The sequence below is a fragment of the Pandoraea sp. NPDC087047 genome (assembly GCF_044745225.1).
In the GTDB taxonomy this organism is placed as follows: Bacteria; Pseudomonadota; Gammaproteobacteria; order Burkholderiales; family Burkholderiaceae; genus Pandoraea.
The window spans coordinates 189,775-215,300 of the sequence record NZ_JBIUZU010000005.1 but is presented as its reverse complement, the minus strand read 5'-3'; the positions used below and the strand labels follow the sequence as shown (position 1 = coordinate 215,300).

Here is a 25,526-nt window from a genome sequence, read left to right as displayed (position 1 = left end):
GACTCACTCTGGTTTATCAGAGACATCCGAGGCATCGGGCTGCAACCTGTCAAGAACCCATTGCTGATGTTCCGGCGTAATCTTCGGACGCTCCACTTTCCCGAAACCCACCCGGCGATCATAAAAGCCGGCTCGAATCTCCTTCGAAACTTCGTAGATATGGGGATTGAAACCTTGCACATCGTAGAGATGCTGCTCCACCACGCCGATTAGTTTGCAGTTCGATGTGTTGCCCGCCATCGACACAGGCTCCCAGCCGGCGTCTCGAATCCATTGCATCTGCTCTGCCTCGCCAAGCTGTCTGGCCAGAAGCGGCGAAGCGCAGATAAAGCCGTTATCCGCTTCTCGCTTCGTAAAGCCGCTCACCGGGTAAGCAAGGGGTGGAAATCGATGACCACTGAGGATGAGACGAAGATTGAGTGCTCGGCAGGTTTTCGCCATCGCGGCAAACACCCCGCCGATGCAGGATGAGCACGGAATACTGCCCGAAGTCGACTGAAGCGATTCACGGGCAATCCTGCGAATATCGATCGTCTCGATCACCAGCGACACGCCAAAGCGAGCACAGAAAGACGATGCGTTCTCCTTGACTTCGTCGGGAATGAATCCATTGTCAACGAGCACGGCAACGGGATGCAGACCCAGCTCCTTCACAGCAAGCAACAACGTGAGGGCGCTGTCCTTTCCACCCGAGAACGCCAGTACGCAATCCGGCGTGCCCGTGCCTCGGCTCGCGGCCACCACATCGAGAAGCTTGCGTTGCGTGTAATCGCCGCGTGCGGATTCCACGGCGAAGGCATGACAGGCATCGCAGATGCCGTCCGGGGCGATATGAACCCCGGGCAGATCCTCGGTGAGCAGACATCGCAGGCAATAGCGATCGATCGCCTGCGCAGTGCCGCTGATTGCCTCGACACGAAGTCTGCGCAACGGCGCGCCAGTGACATCGAACAACTTCGCACGTTGTTCCGGCGATAAATTCATGAGGGTTGACGACATGATCGCAACTCCAGTGTGAGCTATCGAAAGCGACATCTCATCGGGCATTCGCGGCTCGGCGAATCGGTCACCGAGCCGCACAATTTGTCGACGAGTACGAGAGCGCACACCGCAAGTCACTCTCGTTCCCTCGACGCCGGCCTTGCGATCAGTGCAGCCCCTGGGCGCCTTGAATCCCTTGAGCCTGTTCTGAGCCCTGTGGGCCTTGTACGCCCTGGGCGTGCTGATGTCCCTGCGGCCCTTGCATGCCCTGCATACCTTGTACGCCTTGGGCGTACTGATATCCCTGCGGGCCTTGCATGCCCTGCATGCCTTGAGGACCTTGCATGCCCTGCATACCTTGCGGACCTTGTACGCCTTGGGCGTGCTGATATCCCTGCGGCCCTTGCATGCCCTGCATACCTTGAAGACCTTGCACACCCTGCATACCTTGCGGGCCTTGTACACCCTGCGCGTACTGATATCCCTGCGGCCCTTGCATGCCCTGCATACCTTGAGGACCTTGTACACCCTGCATGCCTTGCGGGCCTTGTACGCCCTGGGCGTGCTGATATCCCTGCGGCCCTTGCATGCCCTGCATACCTTGCGGGCCTTGTACGCCCTGCATGCCTTGCGGGCCTTGTACGCCCTGGGCGTGCTGATATCCCTGCGGCCCTTGCATGCCCTGCATACCTTGCGGACCTTGCACACCCTGCATGCCTTGCGGGCCTTGTACACCCTGCGCGTACTGATATCCCTGCGGCCCTTGCATGCCCTGCATGCCCTGCATACCTTGCGGACCTTGCACACCCTGCATACCTTGCGGGCCTTGTACGCCCTGGGCGTGCTGATATCCCTGCGGCCCTTGAATGCCCTGCATACCTTGCGGGCCTTGTACGCCCTGCATGCCTTGCGGGCCTTGTACACCCTGCGCGTACTGATATCCCTGCGGCCCTTGCATGCCCTGCATACCTTGCGGGCCTTGTACGCCCTGCATGCCCTGCACACCTTGAGGGCCTTGCATGCCTTGCAGCCCTTGGGCGTACGGATATCCTTGCGGCCCTTGCACGCCTTGCACACCCTGTATCCCTTGAAGCCCCGGGAAATTCGACACCACGCGAATCGCCCCGATACGTTGTCCGGTCATCGCCTGAATATGGCGAATCTGGTCTTCGTTAAGCTGCAGTTCCAGATCGTTCTCGTTCATGGTTTCTCGCTCCTAGAGTCAAACAAACATCGGACGGCGCCCGAAACCATTCTGTGCAAGAAATACAAGTGTGAAATGGCTTGCCGACGGCTCGACGACACTCACCGGAGGTCGACTTCCACAAGAGGCGGAGGCCCCTATGGTGGTGAAACCTACTGACTTCCAATAGCCCACGCGCCGCGCTGGACATCAGCGATCGACGCCAACATCAACGAGACCATCCGCAACGCTCATGGCGCAGGGAGCGCGTATTGAGAATTCTCCCAAAATCAGTGAGCATCAGGCCATCTGGCGCGCGCGTATCGACGTTTGCGCACATCGTCGGCAACACGACGGGAGGTCACTTGAATAGCGCAGCCGGCTTGTTGTTCGGCAAGCGCCCGATTAAATACCGCGCAGGGGTTCCGACAGTTGGCAACGAGAATCGCCCCCTCACGCAGGAACGCGAGTATCACCTCCACAATCCGCATTGCGCGGTTGCCGCGGGGGGCGTTATTGGCGCGCTAGTGCGCTACTCGCGTCACACGCCGGGGGAGACAACCAGGCTCGCCGGCAATGCACCGCGCAACGCATTGCACACGACGACGGCCTGGGCCGAGAGCAAGTCGTCGCGCGTGATGACGGCTTCGACTGCCGCCCACGCCGGATCGTCGAGGATCACGCTGCGCATCACGCCCGGCAGCACGCCGCACGACAACGCAGGCGTCATCCAGATGCCGTCGCGCTTGACGAAGACCGTGCTGCGCCCGCCTTCGGTCAATTCGCCCCGTTCGTTGAAGAACAGGACATCGAAGGCCCCTTGCGCTTCTGCAGCTTTCCACGCGGCGTCGTAACGCGCGCGCACGGTGGTCTTGTGACGCAGGAACAGGTCGTCGGCGCGCGTCGCACTCGCAGCGTCCGCCAGCCACACCGCGACGTGCGTGTCCGGCAAGGGCTTGAGCACGCCATGCGTGAGCGCTGCCGTGCCGTCGTGAGACAGCGCAAGACGCAAGCGGTGAATGTCGTCTTCGCTCAGTGCGGCGACTGCCGTATCGAGTTGCGCTCGCAACGCGACTTCGTCGAAGCGGAAACCGAAGTACTGCGCGGACGTTTTCAGACGCGCGAGATGCCGTTCGAGATGCGCAACGCCCGATGCCTGCGTGGCCTGCATCGTCTCGAAAATCTGGAAGCCCGGATCGAGCGCACTCAGGAAACGCGCCTTGAGCTTGCACTCATCGCGCTCCTCGTCGGCCTGGCTGTCGAGCACGATCCCGGCCCCGACGCCCAGTCGCCCGCGACGCAAACCGCGGACATCCGGCGCGTCGAGTTCGAGTGTGCGAATCGCCACCGACAGGCAGAAGTCGCCCAACGCGTGCGGGTCGTCGCTGCGCGCGTCGAGCCAACCGATCGCGCCGGTATATAGCCCGCGCGGCGACGTTTCGAGTTCGCCGATCAACTGCATCGTTCGATATTTCGGCGCACCCGTGATCGACCCGCACGGATACAACGCACGCAGGACATCGGCAAACGAGGCCGTCTCGGGCAGCGTGGCCGTGACCGTCGAGGTCATCTGCAACACGCTGGCGAATCGCGTCACTTCGAAGAGCTTCGGCACCTTGACCGAACCGGGTATCGCGAGACGTCCGAGATCGTTACGCAGCAAGTCGACGATCATCAGGTTTTCGGCGCGGTTCTTCTCGTCGGCGGCCAGTGCGGCGCTGCGTTGTACATCGACCGCCGCGTCGCCGCTTGCCGGTGCGGTACCCTTCATCGGACGCGCCTCGACTTGTCCGCGCGAATGGCGCAGAAACAACTCGGGGGACAGCGACAGAATCGCGCGACCCGCGATGCCCCCTGCACCAGGCAACATCACGAGCGCGCCGTAAGGCACCGGCTGACGCGCACGCAGGCGGCGATACAACGCGACGGGCGAGCCGAATGCGTCGAAATTCAGACGGTACGTGTAGTTGATCTGATAGCACTCGCCCTGCGCGAGCCAGTCGTGAATGCGGGAGATGGCGTCGTCGAAGGCGGCGTCGCTCACGTCCGCCCGCAAGGCCGCGACGCCCGCCACGCCGGGTGCGGCGATGTTCTCGCTCCCGTCATGCGGGCTCGCCGCAGTGTGGTTATCTTCGTCCGCGTCGACGGCTTCCTGCGCGGCGAGCCACGCCTGCGTTTGCCTGGCGTCAAGTCGTCGCAATTCGCGGAATAGCAGCGCGCGGCATTGCCCCGGTGCGCGACGCGTCGTCACGGTGTGCACACCGCCCAAGCGCACACCGAATTCGTAGTCGGCCAGCAGCACGGCGTGCAGGCCGTGACGGGTGGCATCTTCCACTTCGCGAAGCGCGTCGGAAAGCACACCGGGCTCGTCGCAAGTTACCTCGCGTACGAGCCCGGTGTACAGACGCGCCCCACCGGCCGGGTCCGCGCTGTCGTCCAACAGCGCGAACGCGGCCAAAGGCGCTTCAGTTTGCATGAAATTACTCGAAGAACTGCTTCACGCGGTCGAACCAGCCCTTGGTCTGCGGGCTGTGGCGAGCGCCGCCTGCCTTGAGCGAGGCGTCGAAGTCGCGCAGCGATTGCTTTTGCTTCTCGTCGAGCTTGACCGGTGTTTCCACCTGCACGTGAACGTACAGATCGCCCGGATAGCTCTCGCGCAGGCCCTTGATGCCCTTGCCGCGCAGGCGGAACGTCTTGCCCGACTGCGTGCCTTCAGGCACTTCGAAGGTTGCCTTGCCGTGCAGCGTCGGGGCGTCGATGTCGCCGCCGAGTACCGCCGTCGCAAACGAAATCGGCATCTGGCAATGCAGATCGTTGCCGTCGCGCTCGAACACGTTGTGCGCCTTGATGTGGATTTCCACATACAGGTCGCCCGCCGGACCACCATTCACACCCGGTTCGCCATTTCCGGACGAACGAATGCGCATGCCGTCTTCGATGCCCGCCGGGATCTTGATCTCCAGCGTCTTGGTCTTCTTGATCTTGCCCGAGCCGTGGCAGTTCGTGCAGGGCTCGGGAATGTACAAACCCGTGCCGTGGCACTTCTGGCAGGTCTGCTGGATGCTGAAGAAGCCCTGCGACATGCGCACCGACCCCGAACCATTACAGGTCGGGCAGGTCTCGGGCTTCGTGCCCGGCTTCGCGCCGTTGCCGTGGCAGATCTCGCACTGCTCCCAACTCGGCACGCGAATCTGTGTATCGAAACCGTTCGCAGCCTGCTCGAGCGTGATCTCGATGTTGTAGCGCAGATCCGCGCCGCGGTACACCTGCGGACCGCTCCGGCCGCTACGACCACCGGCGCCGCCCTGCTGACCGAAGATGTCACCGAAGATGTCGCCGAACGCGTCTGCGAAGCCGCCGAAGCCCTGCGCACCGGCACCGCCGAAACCGCCCATGTTCGGGTCGACGCCCGCGTGACCGTATTGGTCGTACGCCGCACGTTTCTCCGGCTCGGAGAGCATCTCGTAGGCCTCTTTGACCTCCTTGAACTTGTCTTCGGCGTCCTTGCTGTCCGGATTGCGGTCCGGATGGTACTTCATCGCCAGCTTGCGATACGCCTTCTTGATTTCGTCGTCGGAGGCGTTCTTGGCGACGCCAAGGATTTCGTAGTAATCACGTTTGGCCATAACTCTTTCCAATGTTGGCGCATGTCGCCATCAGGCAAAAAGCCGGGTCGACATTCCCTTCGCAGAGAACCTCGATACCCGGCCTACACGCGGCGCACCCGCTGGTGCTCCGCGCGCCATGCACGCTTTACTTCTTGTCGTTGACTTCTTTCACTTCTGCGTCGACGACGTTGTCGTCATGCGGCTTGCCTTGCTCGGCACCGGCGGCGCCCTCAGCGCCGGCTTGTGCCTGCATGTCGGCGTACATCTTCTCGCCGAGCTTCTGACTGGCCGTGCCCAGCGCTTCGACCTTGGCATCGATATCCGCCTTGTCCGAACCGCGCAGCGACTCTTCGAGTGCCTTAATGGCCGATTCGATCGCTTCCTTCTCCGAAGCCTCGATCTTGTCGCCGTACTCGGTCAGCGCCTTGCGGGTGCTGTGCACCAGCGCGTCGCCCTGGTTACGGGAGTCGGCCAGTTCGCGCGCCTTCTTGTCTTCTTCGGCGTTGAGCTCGGCATCCTTCACCATTTGCTCGATTTCGGCATCCGACAGGCCCGAGTTCGCCTTGATGACGATCTTGTTTTCCTTACCGGTGGCCTTGTCCTTCGCGCCAACGTGCAGAATGCCGTTCGCGTCGATGTCGAAGGTCACTTCGATCTGCGGCGTGCCACGTGCGGCGGGCGGAATACCTTCGAGGTTGAACTCGCCCAGCGACTTGTTGCCGGCGGCCATCTCGCGCTCACCCTGATACACCTTGATCGTCACGGCCGGCTGGTTGTCGTCCGCCGTCGAGAACACTTGCGAGTGCTTCGTCGGGATCGTGGTGTTCTTCGTGATCATCTTCGTCATCACGCCGCCCAGCGTTTCGATACCGAGCGAGAGCGGGGTCACGTCGAGCAGCAGCACGTCCTTGCGGTCGCCCGAGAGGACCGAGCCCTGAATCGAGGCGCCTGCGGCCACGGCTTCGTCCGGGTTCACGTCCTTGCGCGGATCCTTGCCGAAGAACTCCTTGACCTTCTCCTGCACCTTCGGCATACGCGTCATACCGCCGACCAGAATCACGTCGTCGATATCGCTCACCTTCACGCCGGCGTCCTTGATGGCCGTGCGGCACGGTTCGATCGTGCGCGCGATCAGGTCCTCGACCAGCGCTTCGAGCTTGGCGCGCGTGATCTTCAGGTTCAAGTGCTTCGGACCCGAGGCGTCGGCCGTGATGTACGGCAGGTTGATTTCGGTCTGCTGGCTCGACGACAGCTCGATCTTGGCCTTTTCAGCGGCTTCCTTCAGGCGTTGCAACGCGAGCACATCCTTCGACAGATCGACGCCCTGTTCCTTCTTGAACTCGCCAATGATGTAATCGATGATGCGCTGGTCGAAATCTTCGCCGCCCAGGAACGTGTCGCCGTTGGTCGACAGCACTTCGAACTGGTGCTCACCGTCCACATCCGCGATTTCGATGATCGAGATGTCGAACGTGCCGCCGCCGAGGTCATACACCGCGATCTTGCGGTCGCCGCCTTCTTTCTTGTCCAGACCGAAAGCCAGTGCGGCAGCGGTCGGCTCGTTGATGATGCGCTTGACTTCCAGACCGGCGATACGGCCGGCGTCCTTGGTTGCCTGACGCTGGCTGTCGTTGAAGTACGCCGGCACCGTGATCACGGCTTCCGTCACCGGCTCGCCCAGGTAGTCCTCGGCGGTCTTCTTCATCTTGCGCAGCACTTCGGCGGAGATCTGCGGCGGAGCCAGCTTCTGGTCGCGCGCTTCCACCCAGGCGTCGCCGTTGTCGGCCTTGACGATCTTGTAGGGCATCAGCGCGATGTCCTTCTGCACTTCCTTTTCTTCGAAGCGACGGCCGATCAGGCGCTTGACTGCGTACAGCGTGTTCTTCGGGTTGGTCACCGCCTGGCGCTTGGCCGGTGCGCCGACCAGGATCTCGCCATCGTCCACGTAGGCGATGATCGACGGCGTGGTGCGAGCACCTTCCGCGTTTTCGATGATCTTGACCTGATTGCCTTCCATGACGGCCACGCACGAGTTCGTGGTGCCCAAGTCGATACCGATGATTTTGCCCATATAAATTTCTCCTAGCGTCCTTTGCGTCTTACCGTTGGGCGTGTCGCCCATTCAATTCATTGATCTGCACGAGATATGGGTGCAGCCCGGAACATTTCAAGACCCTTCCTGCAGCCCGGTTTTGCCCCCTGCCGCCGCGATTTTCTCGCGGGCGGCGGCCACCGCCAGCCGGAACTGGGGCAGACCGTGCCAGCCGGTCGCCCGGCCCAGCTTCTTGCCTTCGTGGAAGAAGAAAAACGTCGGCACGCCATGCAGCGCGAAACGGCGGCCCAGCGCCATGTCCGCGTACACATTGGCGTGAAACCAGCGCAGCCCCAGGGTTTCGATGGCCTCGCGCTGCGCGAGCATGGTCTTCTTGGCGACTTCGCAGTTGAAACAGTCGACGCCCCAGAAAAACACCACGGCGAGCGCACCGCCCGCCTCGCGCAGCCCGTCATCGAACGTCGACGCAGTCAGCGCCTGCATCGAAAACGCTTCGAATGCGGTGCCGTCCACGCCTTTCATGCCCGCAAGATCGCCTGCCATGATGGTCAGTCCTCGAATCTGCTTTGGCGGCGCCGTCAGTGCTGACCGATGTCAGCGGCTGTACGTCCCCGCCACGCCTGCCGTCAGCCGTCTACCGCTTTGCGGGAGTTCGGGGCTTGCCATGATGTCATGGCAAGCGGCCTTCACACGCCCGGCATGGCCGGATGGCCTGAGCCGACTTGCCTGCCGATTTACCTGTTACTTGCCCGCTGCTACGGTCACCAGCGCCGGACGCAGTACGCGATCGGCGATCAGGTAACCCTTTTGCAGCACAGCCACGACCGTGTTCGGCTCCTGCTCGGCCGGCACCATCGAGATGGCCTGATGTTGATGCGGATCGAACTTGGCGCCGGCCGGGTCGATGACCGACACCTTGCTGCGCTCGAGCGCCGCGACCAACTGGCGCAGGGTCAGGGCGACGCCCTCCTGCAGCTTGGTCACATCGCCGCTCTTGTCGGCCGCAGCGGCTTCCAGGCTGTCGATCACCGGCAGAAGGTTTTCGGCAAAGCTCTCCACGGCGAATTTACGGGCCTTCGCCACTTCCTCTTCCGCACGACGGCGGATGTTTTCCTTCTCGGCGTGCGCGCGCAGCGCTTCGTCGCGCAGCCCCGCCGCTTCAGCCTGAGCCGCCAGAAGTTGCGCCTCGACCGAGGGCAGCGCGTCGTTCGCGCCCGCAGCGTCGGCCGGGGCCGCATCGGCTTGGGACGGAATCGGCTGATCGGGGGTGTTTTGCTGTTCAGTCATGAGCTTGAGTCGTCAAAAGGTTCTTGCAGCGCACCACGTCGATGCGCCGCCGGTTCAAATCCCTTTGGATAGTAGGGGCGTTCACACCGATTTCAAGAGCTGACGGGCATTCTGTGCGCCATCTCGGTGCGCGCGGCGTGCCGGCAAACATCCGGTTACACGCGTTACGAGTCCTCTATTGTATCGAGCGTTGCTGCGACCTAACATGAATTACGGTTCGGCTTATCGAAGTGCACGTCCGAACCCGGCCGCTCACCGGACACGGTGAAGTGTTCTCTAGGAGAGCATCATGAAGCTGCCACTGGCTGTTGTCCTCATCCTTGCGTTGGTGGCGACGGTAACGATTACGATCTGCCTATCCGGCGCAGTCACCCGGCGCGACACCGAATACGGTAGCGTACGGGCGGTGTTGCATCACTATGTGGAAATGCCGGGCATACCGGCGCATTCGTCGACGACCGGCATTCCGACACGCTGATCGCCCGGGGGTGCATGGCCCTTTGCGGTCATGCGCGGTGCCACGCCCCGGGAGGTGTCGTTCATTGCGGGACCGTCGATGCCTCGCCATCCCTCGTCCGATATGTCGTATCCCTCTGCCCGCCGCTGCGCATCTCGCCAGCGGCGGCGTTTATTGCGGCGTTGAAAACGCCAGGACTTACCGGACCGCCTGCGCGCCTGCCCACCGACGCCTTACTCGCCCATCCCGCCCAGCCGGCGGCGATCGCGTTTCGTCGGACGCCCGTGCATCTGCGCGGCGGGTTCCTGAAACAGGCGTCGGCGCTCACTTTCATCGGCACGCGCCTGGATACTGGCTTCGGTCTCTTCGTACAGCGATTGCGCGACGGGCGCCGAGCCGCGCACTTCCGCGATGGCCTTCACCCTCACTTCCCAGCGCGTGCTGCCATTGTCCACCGACACCAGGTCGCCCGGACGCACGTCGCGCGCCGGTTTGACGCGCGCCTCATTGCACAGCACGCGGCCACGATCGACCGCCTGCGTGGCGAGGGAGCGGGTTTTGAAGAAGCGCGCCGCCCACAGCCATTTGTCGATACGCGTTGCGGCGTGCGGAGAATCGTCGACCTTGACCGTCACGTCCGTGCTCCCTGCTCGCCCGGCTCACCCTGCTCAGCCGCCGCCTGGCTCTGCGCCGCCGCAGCTGCGGCCGCACTGGCTTCCTCGAACGCGGCGACCGCCGCCACCTGACGCTGGCGAGTCGAAGCCACGGCCGCCGCCGAGGCCTGCGCCTCATTCTGTGGCGAGAGCACCGGCCAGCCTTGCAGATGACGCGCGGCAATCTCGCCAAGCGCCGTAATCCAGGCGCTCGCGCCGTTCAGGCACGGAATGAAGTGGAACGCCTTGCCGCCCGCCGACAGATAGGCGTGACGCCCTTCCATATTGATTTCCTCCAGCGTCTCAAGACAGTCGGAGGTGAAGCCGGGGCAGAACACGTCCACACGCGGCGTGCCCCCACGGCCGAGCTCTTCGAGCGTCGGCGCCGTGTAGGGCTGGAGCCATTCCGCCTTGCCGAAACGCGACTGGAAGGTCAGGCGGCAGGTCGTCTCGTCCAGACCGAGCGCGGCGCCCAGCAGACGTGCCGTCTTCACACATTGATCGTGGTACGGATCACCCAGATCGAGCGTGCGGCGCGGCACGCCGTGGAAACTCAGCAACAGACGCTCGCCGGCCGCGAAATCGGGCCGGCCATGTTGCAGCCAATACCCTTCGACCTGCTGACGCAGTGCCTCGATATAGGCCGGGTGGTCGTGATAGTCGCGCACCGTGCGTACGTCGGGCTGATTACGCAGACGGCCGAGCACGCGAAACACGGCATCGCTCGCGGTCGCCGTCGTGCTGCTCGAATATTGCGGGTAAAGCGGCAGAACGAGAATGCGTTCGACGCCGTTCTGCCGCAGCGCGCGAATACGCTCGGGAATCGACGGGTTGCCATAACGCATCGCGTACTCGACGACGACGTCGTAGTCATTGGCGTGCAGCAGCGCGCGCAGCGCGTTCGTCTGATGCTCGGTGTTCACCTTGAGGGGAGAGCCGTCGCGGGTCCAGACCGTTGCGTATTTCTGAGCGGACTGACGCGAGCGCAACGGCAGAATGATCAGCCGCAGTAACGGCTGCCACACCAGCGGCGGGATTTCTACGACGCGCGGATCCGACAGGAACTCGCGCAAATAGCGACGCACGGCCGCAGGACGCGGCTCGTCGGGCGTGCCAAGGTTGATCAGCAGTACGGCGGTCTTGCCGGACTGGCCATGCGAAATAGGTTCGGGATCGAAGCGCATGGATCGTACTTTACCGCAAACCCGGGGGGAATCCGGCGGTAATCCGGGACGAATCGGGCGCGAATCCGATGAACATCGGGCCGCGCAATCTCCCGGAACAAGCCCCCCGTCGCCCCATGGAGGGACGACGGGGGGCGACGGCAGGTACGAATCAGCCGTGTTGATGCTCGTCTTCGTGAGACGGATGGTGCGCTGCGCTCGGATGCTCTGCCTCGTGCGCCGGGGGGCGCGCGCCTTCCGGTTTGTTCTCACGCGACGCGGGCTGCGAGTGCTCCTGAGGATGCGGATGCTCCTGCGGCTGCGGACGCGGTTGCGCGTGCTCCGGCTGGGGCTGGGGCCTCGGCGCCGCTTGCGGACGTTCGACATGCGGCTCCGGACGCGGCTGCGCATGCTCAACCTGCGGCTGTGGCTGCGGACGCGATTGCTGCGGTTCCTGACGCTGTTGCAGCTGCGGCTGTGGCTGCGACTGCCACTGCTGCGGACGACGCGCGGGTTCAGCGGCCTCCGGCTGCGTGCGCTGCGGCGCCGGCGCAGTCTGTCCGCCGCGTGTTTCCGGCGGCGTCACAGGCGGTTGCGGCGACTGGCGACGCATCTGCATCTCACGCTGTGCGGCCTCATGCCCCGGCTGAGGCATCGCCTGCGAGGCTTCGCCGCGCACGAACGGTTGTCCCGCGCCGTTCCCCCCAGGCGGATGCGGCACGCCGGGTTGCCCCGGCACTCCGGCATGTCCCGGCACACCCGCAACACCCGGCACCCCCGGTGCGCCATGCATCGGCGGGACGGCCCCCGTTGCGGGCAGACCACCGTGCGCAGGCGTTGCACCGGTGGCACCCAATGCCGGTCTTGCAGGCGTCGCGCCATTCACACCGATCGGCGCGCCGACCGGCCCGTGCGTGCCGACAACGGTCACGCGCGGGGCGACACGCGTCTGCGCATTCGGCGCCCCGGCTCCAGCGTTACGGACTTGCTGCGCGTTCTGACCGAACACCAGCGGCGCGCCCCCGGCGTTAGGCACGGCGTGCAAGTGACTCGTCAGTTCGCGCGAGGGCGCCAGGCGAGCGATCGGCGCCCGCGTGGCCAGCACCTGCCGGTTGAACACGCCCGCCGGAGGCGCACCCGCCGCCGGACGGCTACCGCCCAGCACGCTCTGCTGCACCGGCGCGACACCCGGCGTATTGCCCACACGCCACGTCTGAGCGCCGCCGCGCGGGGCGGCCAGAGCGACCGGTGCGCCAACGGCACGGCCCTGCACGAAGGCTTGCGCAGGCATCGTCGACACAGCGCCACGTACGTTCCGATTCACGTAGACGTTATTGACGTTGATGTTGTTCGTGACGTTGTTGGTGATATTGGTCGTGCGAACCACCGTCGAGCGATTGATGTTGGTGATGTACGACGAACTGGCGTGATAGGCCGGACGATACGGATCGTGCGGTCCGAGCGCGAACCAGGCCAGCCCCACGCCGCCTGCCGCGAACGCCACGCCCCATTGATTGCCGCCACCGCCGCCACCGACCCAGCCGACCAGCGCCGGGGCATATACCGGACGCACCGCGACAGGCCCCGGCACCCAGCACCAGCGCGTGTCCACATAAGCCCAGCGGCCGTAGTGATAAGGCGCGAAGCCCCACGGCGCGTCATCGACCCAGGTCCAGCCCCACGGATCGACCCAAACCCAATGGCCCGTGCGATAAGGCGCCCAGCCCGACGGCATGTTCGACGGCACCCACACCGCGCCATAGGTCGGCGTGTCCTGCCACGAGCCGTAGTCGTCCAGACTTTCGAAACCGGTCATGTCACGCGGCACGTACCGCGCCGAGACGGAAGCGTCTTCACGGGCGTCGCGCTCACGCATCCATTGATCGAAAACGTCGGCCACGAGCGGGCCGGTCTGTTGCTGCGTCAGGTTCTGGCCGACGAACGCCACGCGCTGCCCCTGTTGCAGCGGCACCGACGCGCCCTGCCCGTAAGCCGTGCCCGCGCCGCGCCAGACACTCACCGTCGTCACCCCGTTCGGATCAACATCGAGGCGATATTCACCGGCCTGTTGAGGCACGAACGCCAGATTCGGCGTGTCGATCTCGTAGGGCTGGTTCGGATCGAGGCTGCGCAGGCGCACGCCCACCGTGCCCTGCGTTACGTTCAGTTGCACATTCTGATCAGTCACTGCGGAGAGCGTGAGACTCGTCGACGCGCCCATGCGCACCGCCGTACCGCCAACGTGCATTTCGGCACGGCTGTTGCGGTCGACCCAGACGGCGTCGCCCGTGGTGAGCGGCCGGTTGCGGTCCGCGTAGCGCCAGTCGCTGGTGCCCGCGGGCGCGTAGGTGACGGTGCCGTCGAACTCACTCAGACGCGCCACCCGCCCCGGTGGATCGGCACTCTGCGCTTGCGCCAGCGCGGGCATGGCCACCGCACCGACGACGCCGAGCGCCAGCCCGGCGCCAAGAGAGCGGACCATCGTCCGCCAGGAATTCAGGGATTTCATAAACACTCCGGGCCCTTTCGATGAGCACGCCGTGCGTGGCTTCGCTATTGCTGCCTGGCGCCACCTTGTTGTTCTGTCCGAATCCTCCGGCGAGCGTTCTGATTCAGAACTACGACCACCTCGCCGCAAGTGACACCTCGAGCGTAAGCCTGCCGAGTGTGACAGCGTGTAAAGGAATGCTACGGGTTTGTAACCGAATGCGCCAACGAGGGTGCGAAGGCGGTGTCCCGGCTTCTCCGGGCACATCGATCAGTGATGGCTGAGCGCGTTGGAGAGCAGCTTGGCCGTGATGTCGACGATCGGGATCACGCGCTCGTAGGCCATGCGCGTCGGTCCGATCACACCGAGCGTGCCCACGACTTCGCCGTCCACCTCGTACGGCGCGGTGACGACCGTCATCTCCTCGATGGGCACGAGGCTCGATTCGCCGCCGATGAAGATCTGCACGCCCTGGGCGCGGCTGGAGACGTCGAGCAGTTGCAGCAGGCCGGTCTTGGACTCGAACACATCGAACAGCTTGCGCAGCCGCTCCATGTTCGACGACAGGTCTTCCACGCCCAACAGGTTGCGCTCGCCCGAGATCAACACGCTCTCACGCGTGGTGTCGGCCATGGCGTCGCTGCCCGCCTGCACCGCCGCCTGCATGAGCGCGCTCATGTCCGAGCGCAGCGCGTCGAGTTCGCCGCGCAAGTAAGTGCGCACGTCGTCGAAGCTGTGGCCGCCGAAGTTGGCGTTCAGATAATTCGCCGCCTCGACCAGTTGCGACGGGGAATGATCCTTTTCCGTCAGGATGATGCGGTTCTGCACGTCGCCGTCGGGCGTAACGATGATGAGCAGCACGCGCTTGTCGGACAGACGCAGGAATTCGATCTGGCGGAACGTCTGGCTGCGGCGCGGCGTGAGCACCACGCCCGCGAACTGCGACAGATGCGAGAGCACCTGCGCTGCCGAGGCGATCAGTTGCTGCGGGCCGGCCGGTTGCAGGCTCGTCTGCACCTGCGAGGCCAGATGGTGCACGGCCTCCTCCAGCGGGCGCACCGCCAGCATGGTGTCGACGAACAGGCGGTAAGCGCGCGGCGTGGGCACGCGACCGGCGGATGTATGCGGGCTGGCCACGAAACCGTGAGCTTCGAGATCGGCCATCACATTACGGATCGTCGCCGGCGACAGATCGAGGCCCGAGTAACGCGAAAGCGTGCGCGAACCGACCGGCTGGCCATCGGCGATGTACCGTTCGATCAGGGTTTTGAGGAGAGTTTGCGCACGTTGATCTAGCATGGCAAAAATTGTAACGCGAAATGTAGGCACGCGGCGCGCGGCAAACCCCAACGCGCAAACCGTTGCAGGCCTTGCGTGCCGATGGTTGCTGTCATCGACTTATGGTGTAATGGCGGCATGAAAACTGGGAGCCCCTTCAAGACCGTGGCGCTCGTCGGGAAGTACCATGCCGACGGCGTTGCCGAACCCCTGCTCACGCTCGCGGCATGTATTGCCCAGCGCGGGCATCACGTCGTCTTCGAGCGCGATACTGCGCACAACATTGGCGCAGGCGCCGATCCGTACACCCCTCTCGATATCCAGGAAATCGCCACGCAGGCCGACGTCGCCGTCGTGGTCGGCGGCGACGGCACGATGCTCGGTGTCGGCCGCCAGCTGGCCTCCTCGAAGGTGCCGCTCATCGGCGTGAACCACGGACGTGTCGGTTTCATTACCGACATTCCGCTCGACGAGATGCGTCAGGTCGTGCCGGCCATGCTCGAAGGACACTTCGAGGCCGAACAGCGCACGCTGCTTTCCGCGCGCATCGAGCGCGACAGCGAGACGCTGTTCGAAACGCTCGCGTTCAACGACGTGGTCGTGAATCGCTCGGGCATCTCGGGAATGGTCGAGCTGCGCGTCGATGTCGACGGCCGCTTCATGTACAAGCAGCGCTCGGACGGCCTGATCGTCGCCACGCCCACCGGCTCGACGGCCTACGCCCTCTCGGCGACCGGCCCGATCCTGCATCCGCGTCTGGGCGGCGTGGTACTCGTGCCGATTGCCCCGCACGCGCTGTCGAACCGCCCGATCGTCCTGCCGGATTCGAGCGATATCGTCATCACCATCACCCGCGGGCGCGAAGTCGGCGCCAACTTCGACATGCAGTCGTTTGCCGAACTGCGCCCGGGCGACAAGATTCTGGTGGGCCGTTCCGAGCATCAGGTGACGTTTTTGCACCCGGTCGGCTACAACTACTACGCGACGCTGCGCCGCAAGTTGCATTGGAACGAGCATATCTCCGACGAAGATACGCCGCAGAACTGACTTCACGCCTCACCCGACATCCCATGCTACGCAGTCTCTCGATTCGCGATTTCGTGATCGTCGATCGTCTCGATCTGGAATTCTCCGCGGGCTTCACCGTCTTCTCGGGGGAAACCGGCGCAGGCAAATCGATTCTGATCGACGCGCTGGCGCTCGCCATGGGCGAGCGCGGCGACACCAGCATGGTGCGCAACGGGCAGTCGCGCGCCGACATCACCGCTGAGTTCGCCGCGGACGCCGAAGCGCGTCCCGACCTCGAAGCCTGGCTGCAGGCCCAGGCGCTCACGCTCGAAGAGCATGGCGGCGTGCTGCTGCGCCGCGTGCTCGACGCCGGCGGACGCTCGCGCGCCTTCATCAACGGCACGCCCGCCACGCTCACGCAAATGCGCGAACTCGGCGAGATGCTCGTCGACATTCACGGACAGCACGCGCACCAGCAACTGCTGCGTCCCGACGCGCAGCGCCGCCTGCTCGACTCGCACGCGGGCGCCACCGGGCTTGCCGCCGATGCGGCGAACGCCCATAAGGAATGGCGGCGTCTCGTGAAGCGCTGCGAGGAAGCCCACGGGCGGGACCGCGAACTGCAACTGGAGCGCGAACGCCTCGAATGGCAGACATCCGAGCTCGACAAGCTCAACCCGCAGGACGGGGAATGGGACGAGGTCAGCGCCGAGCATCGCCGGCTCTCGCACGCCGCGAGTCTCATCAACGGTGTGCAAGGCGCGCTCGATACACTCGCCGAAGCCGATGGCGCCATCGCCCCCTCGCTCGGCCATGTCGTGCATCAGATCCGCGAACTGGCGGAGATCGATGCCGGGCTGGCCGATACGCTCGCCGCGCTGGAACCGGCCGAAATTCAGCTCCGCGAAGCCGTCCACTCGCTCACGCACTACGCGCAACGCGTCGATCTCGATCCAGAGCGTCTGGCCGTGGTCGAGCAGCGGCTCGATGCGCTGCACTCGGCGGCACGCAAATTCCGCGTTGCACCCGATCAATTGCCTGCCGAATTGGCAGAGCGGCGCGCACAACTGGAAGAGTTGACCGCGTCAGCCGACACCGCCGCCATGCAAGCCGCCGCCGACGCCGCGCACGCCGCTTATCTCAAGCTGGCGAAGGATCTGTCGAAGGCGCGCGCCAAAGCTGCGGCGTCGCTCTCGCGTGAAGTCACGCGCGCCATGCAGGACCTCTCGATGCCGGGCGGACGCTTCGAAGTCGCGCTGAGCCCCACCTCGGAGCCGCAGTCGTTCGGTCTGGAGACGGTCGAGTTTCTCGTCGCCGGCCACCCCGGCGTGCCCACGCGGCCACTAGCGAAAGTGGCCTCGGGCGGTGAGCTCGCGCGAATCAGCCTGGCGTTGCAGGTGATCGCCAGCAGCGCGAGCCTCACGCCGACGTTGATTTTCGACGAAGTGGATTCCGGCATTGGCGGCGCCGTCGCCGAGGTCGTCGGGCGCCTGCTGCGGGAATTGGGTCAGGGACGGCAAGTGCTGTGCGTCACCCACTTGCCGCAGGTCGCCGCACTCGGCCATCAGCACCTGCGCGTGAGCAAGCGCAGCGATGGCGATTCGACGATGAGCGAGATCGAGCCGCTCGGGCGCACCGAGCGCGTCGAGGAAATTGCGCGGATGCTGGGCGGCGTGGAAATCACCGCAACGACGCGCAAGCACGCGCGGGAGATGCTCGCGCTCTGAGCGTTATGGACATATAGGCGCCGGCAGGCATTGGCAGTTGTTGGCAGTTGTTGGCATAGCGACCACGGGCGGCGAGTCATCGACCGCCCGTTTTGCTTTTCAGCGACGCCGAACCGCAGAACCGTCAAACCGTTCCGGCCTGCGCGAACACCGAATCCCACAGTGCCATCACCGCGGCGCGTTCCGTCTCGATATCGGCCGCCGGCACGCGTGCCGCTTCCACGCCGTCGAGCCGCATCTTGTGCTGACGCTTGCGATAAATCCGATAAGCCGCACCCGCGTCCTCGGCGAGCTTCGCGTCGATCAGCCCGAGTTGGGCCGCTTCGCGCAGCAGCGCGATATTGCCCGCATTGCGCAACAGCGCCGAATGCGCGCCCGAGTGCAGCAGCACCAGATATTGCACGGTGAACTCGATGTCGACCATGCCGCCGCGGTCGTGCTTCAGATCGAAGAGCTTCGTCGGATTCGGGTGCCCTTCGAGCACCTTGCGCCGCATCGCCACGATTTCCTGCGCCAGCGGCAACGCCTCGCGCGGGGTGGCCAGCACTTGCGCCCGAATGCTCTCGAACGTCGCGCCGATGGTCTCGTCGCCCGCGCAGAAGCGTGCGCGCGTGAGCGCCTGATGCTCCCAGACCCACGCCGTGTTGGCATTGCCTTCGCGGAACTGGTACTGACGGAAGCTCTCAATGTTCGTCACCAGCAGGCCCGACAGCCCGTTCGGGCGCAGTCGCAAGTCGACGTCGAAGAGCATGCCCGCGCCCGTGTGCGTGGTGAGCCACGTCACGAAACGACGGGCAAGTGCGGCGTAAGCGTCGGGCGCACGGTCGTCGTCGTCTTCGTAAAGGAAAATCAGATCGAGGTCGGACGCGTAGCCCAGCTCCTTGCCGCCGAGCTTGCCGTAGGCAATGACTGAAAAGCGCGGCACCTCGCGATGACGCGTCGCCACGTGCGGCCACACGGTCGAGATCGTGACGTCGACGATGATGTCCGCCAGTTCGGAGAGGCGGTCGCCAATGGCCTCGACCGAGAGCGTGCCCTGCAAATCGAGCAGCAGGATGCGGAAGACTTCGGCGTGATGCGCGCGCCGCAGAATATCCATCTGCACTTCGACGTTGCCTGCCGCGCCCGCCGCGTTCAGACTCAGCAGCAATTGCGTCTTGAACGAGGGCCAGTCGAACGGTGCGGCGAGCGCTTCGTCGTCGAGCAGTTCGTCGAGCAATTGCGGATGGCTGATCAGGTAACCCGCCGCCCAACGCGAGCCGGCCAGCACCTTGACCACCCGCTCCAGCGCACGCGGGTACTCGGTAAGGAGCGCCAGATACGAGCTACGGCGGCTGATCGTCGAGAGCAGATCGAGCATGCGCGCGAGCACCGCGTCGGCCTCGTCCGTGCCCGCCGCACCTTCCACGGCGCGCTGCACGAGTTGATCGAAGCGCCGCCGGCTGGTCTCGCCCAGCGCCTTGTAGCGCGACGACGTCCACACCGCGCGCAGCCGGTCGAGGGCGCCTTCGGCGTCGTTGAAACCGAGCCGCGTGAGTTGATTGCCGAGATCCCCGGTTTGCGCCTCGTCGGCCAGGCACTCGCTCCACAGTTCCGGCGGGCATTCGCAATCGCCCGTGCCGGACGCGTTCGTCCGGCCCTTGCTCCCCTTGTGCCCACCGCCGCCCGCCTTGTCGGCGAAGATTTCGTCGAACTGACCGGCGACGAATTCGCGATGCTCGTCGAGCACCGTCATGAAGCTCGCTTCGTCCGGGAAGCCCATCGCACGTGCCACCGCGAGGCGGTCCTCGCCCGGCGACGGCAGGATGTGCGTCTGCGCGTCGTCCAGATATTGAATCCGGTGTTCGAGCTTGCGCAGGAACACATAGGCGTTCGCCAGCTCCTCGGCCACGTTCTGCGCCAGCCAGCCGCGCCGCGCGGCCACGCCCAGCACGGCAAGCGTCGGACGCACGCGCAGTTCCGGCTCCTGCCCACCCCGGATCAACTGGAACACTTGCGCCGAGAACTCCACTTCGCGAATGCCGCCGCGCCCGAGCTTGATGTCGTTGATGCGGGCCGGCTTGGCGCGCGCGCGACGCTCCGCTTCGTGGCGAATCTGCTCGTGCAGCGAACGAATCGCGCCGATCACGCCGTAATCCAGATAGCGACGGAAGACGAACGGCTGCACCAGCGACGTCAGCAGCCGCTCGATGCGCTTGCCCGGCTCGCTCGCGACCTCGGAGACCAGACGCCCCTTGATCCACGCATAGCGCTCCCACTCGCGACCCTGCACGTAGAAATACTCTTCGAGCATCGGCAGACTGCACACGAGCGGCCCGGAGTCGCCATTGGGACGCAGACGCATGTCCACCCGGAACACGTAGCCGTCCGGTGTAAGTTCCGAGATCAGGCCGATCAGCTTGCGCCCGAGCTTGGTGAAGAATTCGTGGTTCGAGAGCAGACGCAGGCGGTTCGCCGCGGCCGGATCGACGTTATCGGGAGCGGTGGTGTCGCCGTCGTCTTCATACAGGAAGATCAGGTCGATGTCCGACGAGACGTTCAGTTCGCGCCCGCCGAGCTTGCCCATGCCGACCACGCCCAGCGTCTGACGCTCCCCTTCGGCGTTGCGCGGCACGCCGTGAATGGCTTCGAGCTCGCGCGACAGCACGGTGATACCCGCCTGCACGGCGAACTCGGCGAGCGCCGTCATCGCCTCGGTCACTTCGGACAACTCGGCACGCGCGTCGAGATCGCGCTGCATGACGGCACACAGCGCTTCGACGCGCAATACGCGCAGCGCACGCGCCAGACCCGCTTCGTCCACGCCGCAAACGCCCGAGGGTTGCTCGGGCGGCGAGAGCAGCGTGCCGGTAATGATTTCGAAGCGACGCGCGAGCCAACGGGCGTCTACGGGATGCTCGGCGAGCGCAGGCAGCGCCTCGGCAAGCGCCGGGCGGCTCGCCAGCATGCGGGCCGCGTAGCGCGAATAGGACGAAATATCGAGCGGGGTATCGGGTGAACTCACTGGCGGGGTTCCGGTCTGCAATGAGAGTGAAGAATGAAGAGGAAGAGACTTTCGCATGCTTACCTGTGCGCGATGAAACGCCGGTTCACCTGTCTATTTCTCCTAAGGCCGGGCCTTCGGACGGCCTTGGGCTTGTGTTACAGTCTTTGCCACAGAAACTACCACATTACCTCGTAGACGCGCAGCATGACCGACCGTAAGCCGCCTGCCTCGCCCACTGCGACCCGGTCCTGGTTCTCGTCACTGCCGCGTGGCTTGCGCCTGGGTCTGGAATGGTTGCTCGCGCTCGCCGTCGTCGTCTATTTCGGACTTGGCGCCGTCATTCTCGCGACCCGCTACGTCATCCTCCCCCGTGTCTCCGATTACCGTCCGCAGATCGAAGCGGCGGCCACGCGCGCCATCGGACTTCCCGTCACCATCGGTCGCATCGACGCCGTCTGGCGTGGCTGGCACCCCTATCTGACGCTCGAAGACGTGCGCATCACGCCGCCGGCGCCAACCACACCGCCCAAGGCGTCGACGGTTGCCCGCGTGGTCGCGCCGTTGCGCCGCGCCCCGGGGGCTTCCGGCGCTTCCGCGGCCCCTTCTGCTTCCGCCGTCGTCGCAGGTTCCACTGCATCCGCCGCATCGGCGCCCGCTGCCGCGCTGCCGTCGCTGAGCTACGCGCCGCCCGGCGCGCCGCCGGCCGTGGAGCCGAGCCTGACACTGCACCGCCTCGACGCCGTGCTCTCGTGGACCAGCCTGATCCATTTCGATCTGCGTCTGTCGAGTCTCACGCTGTACGAGCCGGACCTGAGCGTCGAGCGCCGCGCGGACGGCTCGATTCTCGTCGCCGGCATGCCCGTTACCGGGACCGGCAAGACAGCGGATACGACGGGCGCCGACTGGCTCATGCGTCAGTCCCGTGTGGTGGTTCGCAACGGAATCGTGCGCTGGCGCGACACCACGCGCGACGTGCCCGAGGTCGTCGTCACCCACGTCAACGCGATGCTGCGCAATCGCGGCTTCGAGCATCGTTTCGGCATGCAAGCGAATCCGCCGCCGGGCATCGAAGCGCCGCTCGATATCCGCGCGCGATTCACCAATCCGCTGTTCGCCCGGCCCGGCGAGGTCAAACGCTGGCGCGGGCAGATTTATGGCGATGTCGGCACGCTCGACCTCACCGAGCTGGCCCGCTACGTCGATCTGCCCGGCAAGGAATCGCGCGGACGCGTCGCCGCGCGGGTCTGGGTCGATTTCGATAACGGCACGATCACGGGCGCGACACTGCGCGCAGCAGGCGCCAACACGTCGGTACAACTGGCCGACAATGTGCCACCGCTCACCTTCGACGCCACGCAAGGCCGCATCGACGTCACGCGCATGGGCGCGCAGGCCGACGCAGGCTGGAACCTGCGCGCCCGCGATCTGACCTTGCAGGCGACAGGCCGCCCAACCCTCGACGTCCCCGATCTGCACGCCAGCTTCACGCCCGGCAACCCCGAGCGCGGTCTGCACGTCGCGCTCGCCGGGCAGCGCTTCGACATCGGCGCGGCCATGGCGCTCGTGCCGTCGCTGCCCATCGATCAGCCAACGCGCGACACGCTCGCCAGCTTCCGCCCGCGCGGCCGGCTGGCCAATTTCGACATCAACTATCAGGCCCCCAAGCCCCACGGCCCGAGTCACTGGCGCGACCTGCCGGGGCTCAAGCAACTGCCGCCCGAGCGCGAGCGTTATCACGTTGTCGCCGACTTCGAGAACGCCGGCATCGACAGCCAGCCGAGTCAGCGTCCGGCGCGTGCGGGCTCGCCCAATGCCGGGCGCCCCGGTTTTGCCAATCTGAGCGGCCACATCGAAGCCGATCAAACGCGCGGCAGCCTCTCGCTCGACGCCAAAAACGCCACGCTCGACTTCCCCGGCCGCTTCGACCAGTCACGCATCGATCTCGACGCGCTCACCGCACGCGCGTCGTGGCGCGTGTCGCACTCGGCAACCAAGCGCGATGCGCCGGCAACCGTCAACGTTCGCGTTGACGCCGTGCATCTGCAAAACGCCGAACTGACGGGCAACGTGAGCGGCACGTGGCAAAGCGGCGGCAAGGGCAACGGCATCGTCGACCTGAAGGGCAATATCGTGCGCGCGAACGCCAATGCGGTGCCGCGCTATCTGCCGACCGACATTGGCGCAAGCGTGCGCGACTATCTGCAACGCGCGTTGATGGCGGGCACCGTGCAGAACGCGCCGTTTGCGGTGCAAGGCGATCTCGAAGACTTCCCCTATGGCCACGGCGGCGGCAAATTCCGCATCGACATTCCGCTGGTGGACGTGACGTTCAACCCCTCGCCGCTACGCCCCGGCCATACCGAAGTGTGGCCCGCGTTCGAAAAAGTGCGCGGCAATCTGCGCTTCGACGCCGACAAGCTGCACATCGCCATCGACAGCGGTTCGGTCTACGGCGTGACGCTCACGCAGGTGCAAGGCGATATCAACAACATCGGGCAGGACGACTCCGTCCTCACCCTCAAGGGCGATGCCCGCGGCCCCGCCGCAGACTTCGTCAAGTATCTGAACAGTAGTCCCGTCGGGCACTGGATCGGCGATTTCACCGACGAGACGCGTGCGAACGGCACCACGCAACTCGCCATGCAACTGTCGATGCCGCTCGAACACACCGACCGCTCCAAGGTCACGGGACGTGCACGCTTTTTGCGCAATGACGTCACGCTCCTGAGCGGGCTGCCGACCTTTGGCGCGGTAGACGGCGAACTGGCGTTCACCGAGCACGGCATCTCGCTCGACAATCTGCGCGGCACCTTCCTGGGCGGCGATGTGCGCGCCTCCGGCGGCAGCCGCGACGACGGCACCATCGTGCTGAATGTGAACGGCGCCATGAGTGCCCAGGGGCTGCGCGAGAACCGCGAGAACGCCACGCTGGCGCAACTGGCCAAGCGCATGACAGGCAGCACGCCTTACACGGCGACGGTCACGGTGCGTCAGGGCATGACGGACTTGGCAGTGCAATCCACGCTTGCCGGGCTGGCCGTGAACCTGCCGGCGCCGCTGGGCAAGAGTGCGGAGACCTCGCTGCCGGCGCGCTTCACCATGCGTCCGCAAGCGAATCCGGGCGGGCGTCGCATCGATACGCTCGACTTCGCCATCGGCAGCGTGCAAGGCAACTACGTCCAGCAACGCAATGGCGCGCACGTCGACGTATTGCGCGGCGGCATCGGCATCAACCAGCCCCTGCCCGCGCCGCGCGAAGGCGTGCAGGCCTCCGCCCAGTTCGACACGCTCGATGTGGACGCCTGGCGCAGCGTGATCGCCTCGCTCGGCAGCGATACCGTGACACCGGGCACGCAGGGCACACCGCCTGCGTCCGCGGCCACGGCGGCGGCCGCGCGCGACGAATTCGGCGCACTCACGCCGTATCTGCCCACGCGCATCGCGCTGCATGCCAAGCAAGTCCGGCTGCTCTCGCGTCAGTGGCCGGAACTGGTGGTCGGCGCGCAGCGCAACGAGGGCGACTGGCAGGTCAGTCTGGCCTCGGAGCTCGTCTCCGGCTTCGCCGAATGGCATGCGCCGGACGAGAAAAACCCGTCCGGACTGCTTCGCGCACGTCTGGCCAAGCTGGTGATCCCGCGCGAAGACCACGGCAACGATGTCCTCACGCAAGTGCTCGACGAACCGAGCGACGAATTCCCGGCCATCGACGTGATCGCGAACGACTTCGTGCTGCGCAACAAGCCGCTGGGCCGTCTGCAACTGAACGCCCACAACGATATCGAGGACGGTGTGCCGGTGTGGCAGCTCACCAAGCTGGAGCTGAGCAATGGCGCCGCCACGCTCGACGTGAAGGGCAACTGGCGCACGTCGCGCCGCCGCGCAGCGGTCGCAGGCAGCGACGACGACGTGCCGCGCCGCACGGTGCTCGACTTCAATCTCAACGTGAAGGATGCGGGCGGCCTGCTCGACCGGCTCGGCCTGCCCAAGACGCTCAAGGACGGCTCCGGCACCGTGTCCGGGCGCTTCGGCTGGCGCGGCGGCCCCGACGCCATCGATTACCCGACGCTCGGCGGGCGCGTGGCAATCGACCTCAAACGCGGCCAGATTCTGAAAGCGGACCCGGGGCTGGCCAAGCTGCTGGGCATTCTGTCGGTGCAGACGCTCGCCAAGATCCTGACGTTCGACTTCAACAGCGTGATCGGCAGCGGCCTGCCCTTCGACAGCATCGACGGCAACGCCACGATGCAAGGCGGCGTGGCGAACACCACCGATCTGACCATCAACGCCAATGCCGCGACCATCAAGATCGACGGCCACACCGACCTCGCGCGCGAGACACAGGATCTGAACGTGCTGGTGCTGCCGAAGATCAACGCGGCGTCGGCGTCGCTGGCGTGGGCGATCATCAACCCGGCGCTGGGCATCGGCTCGTTCTTCGCGCAACTGGCGCTCGGCGACCAACTCTCGCGCACCCTCTCGACGACCTATCACGTCACCGGCTCCTGGGACAATCCGGTCATCGGACAGGGCAGCAGCAATAAGAGTAAGATCGACGCATCCCCGCAAACCCGGCCGGAGGCGCAAAACGACGTCCCGCCGACCGATCTGCGAGGTAACTGAGCGCCCTGGCATCGAAATGCACAGCGACGCTCGG

15 protein-coding genes and 1 pseudogene are annotated in these 25,526 nt (G+C 65.1%); 4 read left to right on the top strand and 12 right to left on the bottom strand.

The window, feature by feature from the left end; genetic code table 11:
• Positions 1 to 3: 3 nt before the first annotated feature.
• From ACIPHM_RS11215 to grpE, 7 genes are all read right to left on the bottom strand, one after another.
• A complete protein-coding gene (locus ACIPHM_RS11215; RefSeq protein ID WP_400327810.1) occupies positions 4 to 999 on the bottom strand; it encodes an adenine nucleotide alpha hydrolase in 996 nt (331 codons plus the stop codon).
• Between the two features lie 148 nt (positions 1,000 to 1,147).
• The gene (locus ACIPHM_RS11210; RefSeq protein ID WP_400327808.1) at positions 1,148 to 2,185 is read right to left on the bottom strand and encodes a hypothetical protein; all 1,038 of its coding nucleotides are present in this window, start codon (positions 2,183 to 2,185) and stop codon (positions 1,148 to 1,150) included.
• Between the two features lie 520 nt (positions 2,186 to 2,705).
• Positions 2,706 to 4,640, bottom strand: coding sequence for a chorismate-binding protein (locus ACIPHM_RS11205; RefSeq protein ID WP_400327806.1), 1,935 nt, complete (start codon positions 4,638 to 4,640; stop codon positions 2,706 to 2,708).
• A gap of 4 nt (positions 4,641 to 4,644) precedes the next feature.
• Complete coding sequence (gene dnaJ / locus ACIPHM_RS11200) at positions 4,645 to 5,790, bottom strand: molecular chaperone DnaJ (RefSeq protein ID WP_400327804.1); 1,146 nt, start codon at positions 5,788 to 5,790, stop codon at positions 4,645 to 4,647.
• 127 nt (positions 5,791 to 5,917) lie between these two features.
• Positions 5,918 to 7,843 (bottom strand): molecular chaperone DnaK, encoded by a 1,926-nt coding sequence (gene dnaK, locus ACIPHM_RS11195; protein WP_400327802.1) that lies wholly within the window; start codon positions 7,841 to 7,843, stop codon positions 5,918 to 5,920.
• A 96-nt stretch (positions 7,844 to 7,939) separates the two neighbouring features.
• Positions 7,940 to 8,368 (bottom strand): thioredoxin family protein, encoded by a 429-nt coding sequence (locus tag ACIPHM_RS11190; RefSeq protein WP_400327800.1) that lies wholly within the window; start codon positions 8,366 to 8,368, stop codon positions 7,940 to 7,942.
• A gap of 198 nt (positions 8,369 to 8,566) precedes the next feature.
• Complete coding sequence (gene grpE, locus ACIPHM_RS11185) at positions 8,567 to 9,112, bottom strand: nucleotide exchange factor GrpE (protein ID WP_400327798.1); 546 nt, start codon at positions 9,110 to 9,112, stop codon at positions 8,567 to 8,569.
• Between the two features lie 289 nt (positions 9,113 to 9,401).
• On the opposite strand from grpE, the gene ACIPHM_RS11180 reads away from it, so the two are divergent.
• Positions 9,402 to 9,590 carry a hypothetical protein gene (locus ACIPHM_RS11180; protein WP_400327796.1) on the top strand — a complete coding sequence of 63 codons (189 nt, stop codon included), beginning with the start codon at positions 9,402 to 9,404 and terminating at the stop codon, positions 9,588 to 9,590.
• Positions 9,591 to 9,802: 212 nt separating this feature from the next.
• Here the strand turns inward: ACIPHM_RS11180 and ACIPHM_RS11175 are convergent, their stop codons facing one another.
• The 4 genes and pseudogenes from ACIPHM_RS11175 to hrcA form a co-directional block, all read right to left on the bottom strand.
• A complete protein-coding gene (locus ACIPHM_RS11175) occupies positions 9,803 to 10,204 on the bottom strand; it encodes an RNA-binding S4 domain-containing protein (protein WP_400327794.1) in 402 nt (133 codons plus the stop codon).
• A 152-nt stretch (positions 10,205 to 10,356) separates the two neighbouring features.
• Positions 10,357 to 11,406: pseudogene (gene hemH, locus ACIPHM_RS11170) on the bottom strand (ferrochelatase); the annotation flags it as partial.
• A 151-nt stretch (positions 11,407 to 11,557) separates the two neighbouring features.
• The gene (locus ACIPHM_RS11165) at positions 11,558 to 13,894 is read right to left on the bottom strand and encodes a DUF6600 domain-containing protein (protein ID WP_400327792.1); all 2,337 of its coding nucleotides are present in this window, start codon (positions 13,892 to 13,894) and stop codon (positions 11,558 to 11,560) included.
• A gap of 249 nt (positions 13,895 to 14,143) precedes the next feature.
• On the bottom strand, positions 14,144 to 15,172 hold the full coding sequence (gene hrcA / locus ACIPHM_RS11160) for a heat-inducible transcriptional repressor HrcA (protein ID WP_400327790.1): 1,029 nt from the start codon (positions 15,170 to 15,172) through the stop codon (positions 14,144 to 14,146).
• A gap of 81 nt (positions 15,173 to 15,253) precedes the next feature.
• On the opposite strand from hrcA, the gene ACIPHM_RS11155 reads away from it, so the two are divergent.
• On the top strand, positions 15,254 to 16,198 hold the full coding sequence (locus ACIPHM_RS11155; RefSeq protein ID WP_400327788.1) for an NAD kinase: 945 nt from the start codon (positions 15,254 to 15,256) through the stop codon (positions 16,196 to 16,198).
• Positions 16,199 to 16,221: 23 nt separating this feature from the next.
• Complete coding sequence (gene recN / locus ACIPHM_RS11150) at positions 16,222 to 17,886, top strand: DNA repair protein RecN (RefSeq protein WP_400327786.1); 1,665 nt, start codon at positions 16,222 to 16,224, stop codon at positions 17,884 to 17,886.
• Positions 17,887 to 18,010: 124 nt separating this feature from the next.
• On the opposite strand, the gene glnE is transcribed toward recN, so the two are convergent.
• Positions 18,011 to 20,890: a bifunctional [glutamate--ammonia ligase]-adenylyl-L-tyrosine phosphorylase/[glutamate--ammonia-ligase] adenylyltransferase gene (gene glnE, locus ACIPHM_RS11145; RefSeq protein ID WP_400327784.1), complete on the bottom strand. Its 2,880-nt coding sequence runs from the start codon at positions 20,888 to 20,890 to the stop codon at positions 18,011 to 18,013.
• Between the two features lie 186 nt (positions 20,891 to 21,076).
• On the opposite strand from glnE, the gene ACIPHM_RS11140 reads away from it, so the two are divergent.
• Positions 21,077 to 25,492: a YhdP family protein gene (locus ACIPHM_RS11140; protein WP_400327783.1), complete on the top strand. Its 4,416-nt coding sequence runs from the start codon at positions 21,077 to 21,079 to the stop codon at positions 25,490 to 25,492.
• Positions 25,493 to 25,526 lie beyond the last annotated feature (34 nt).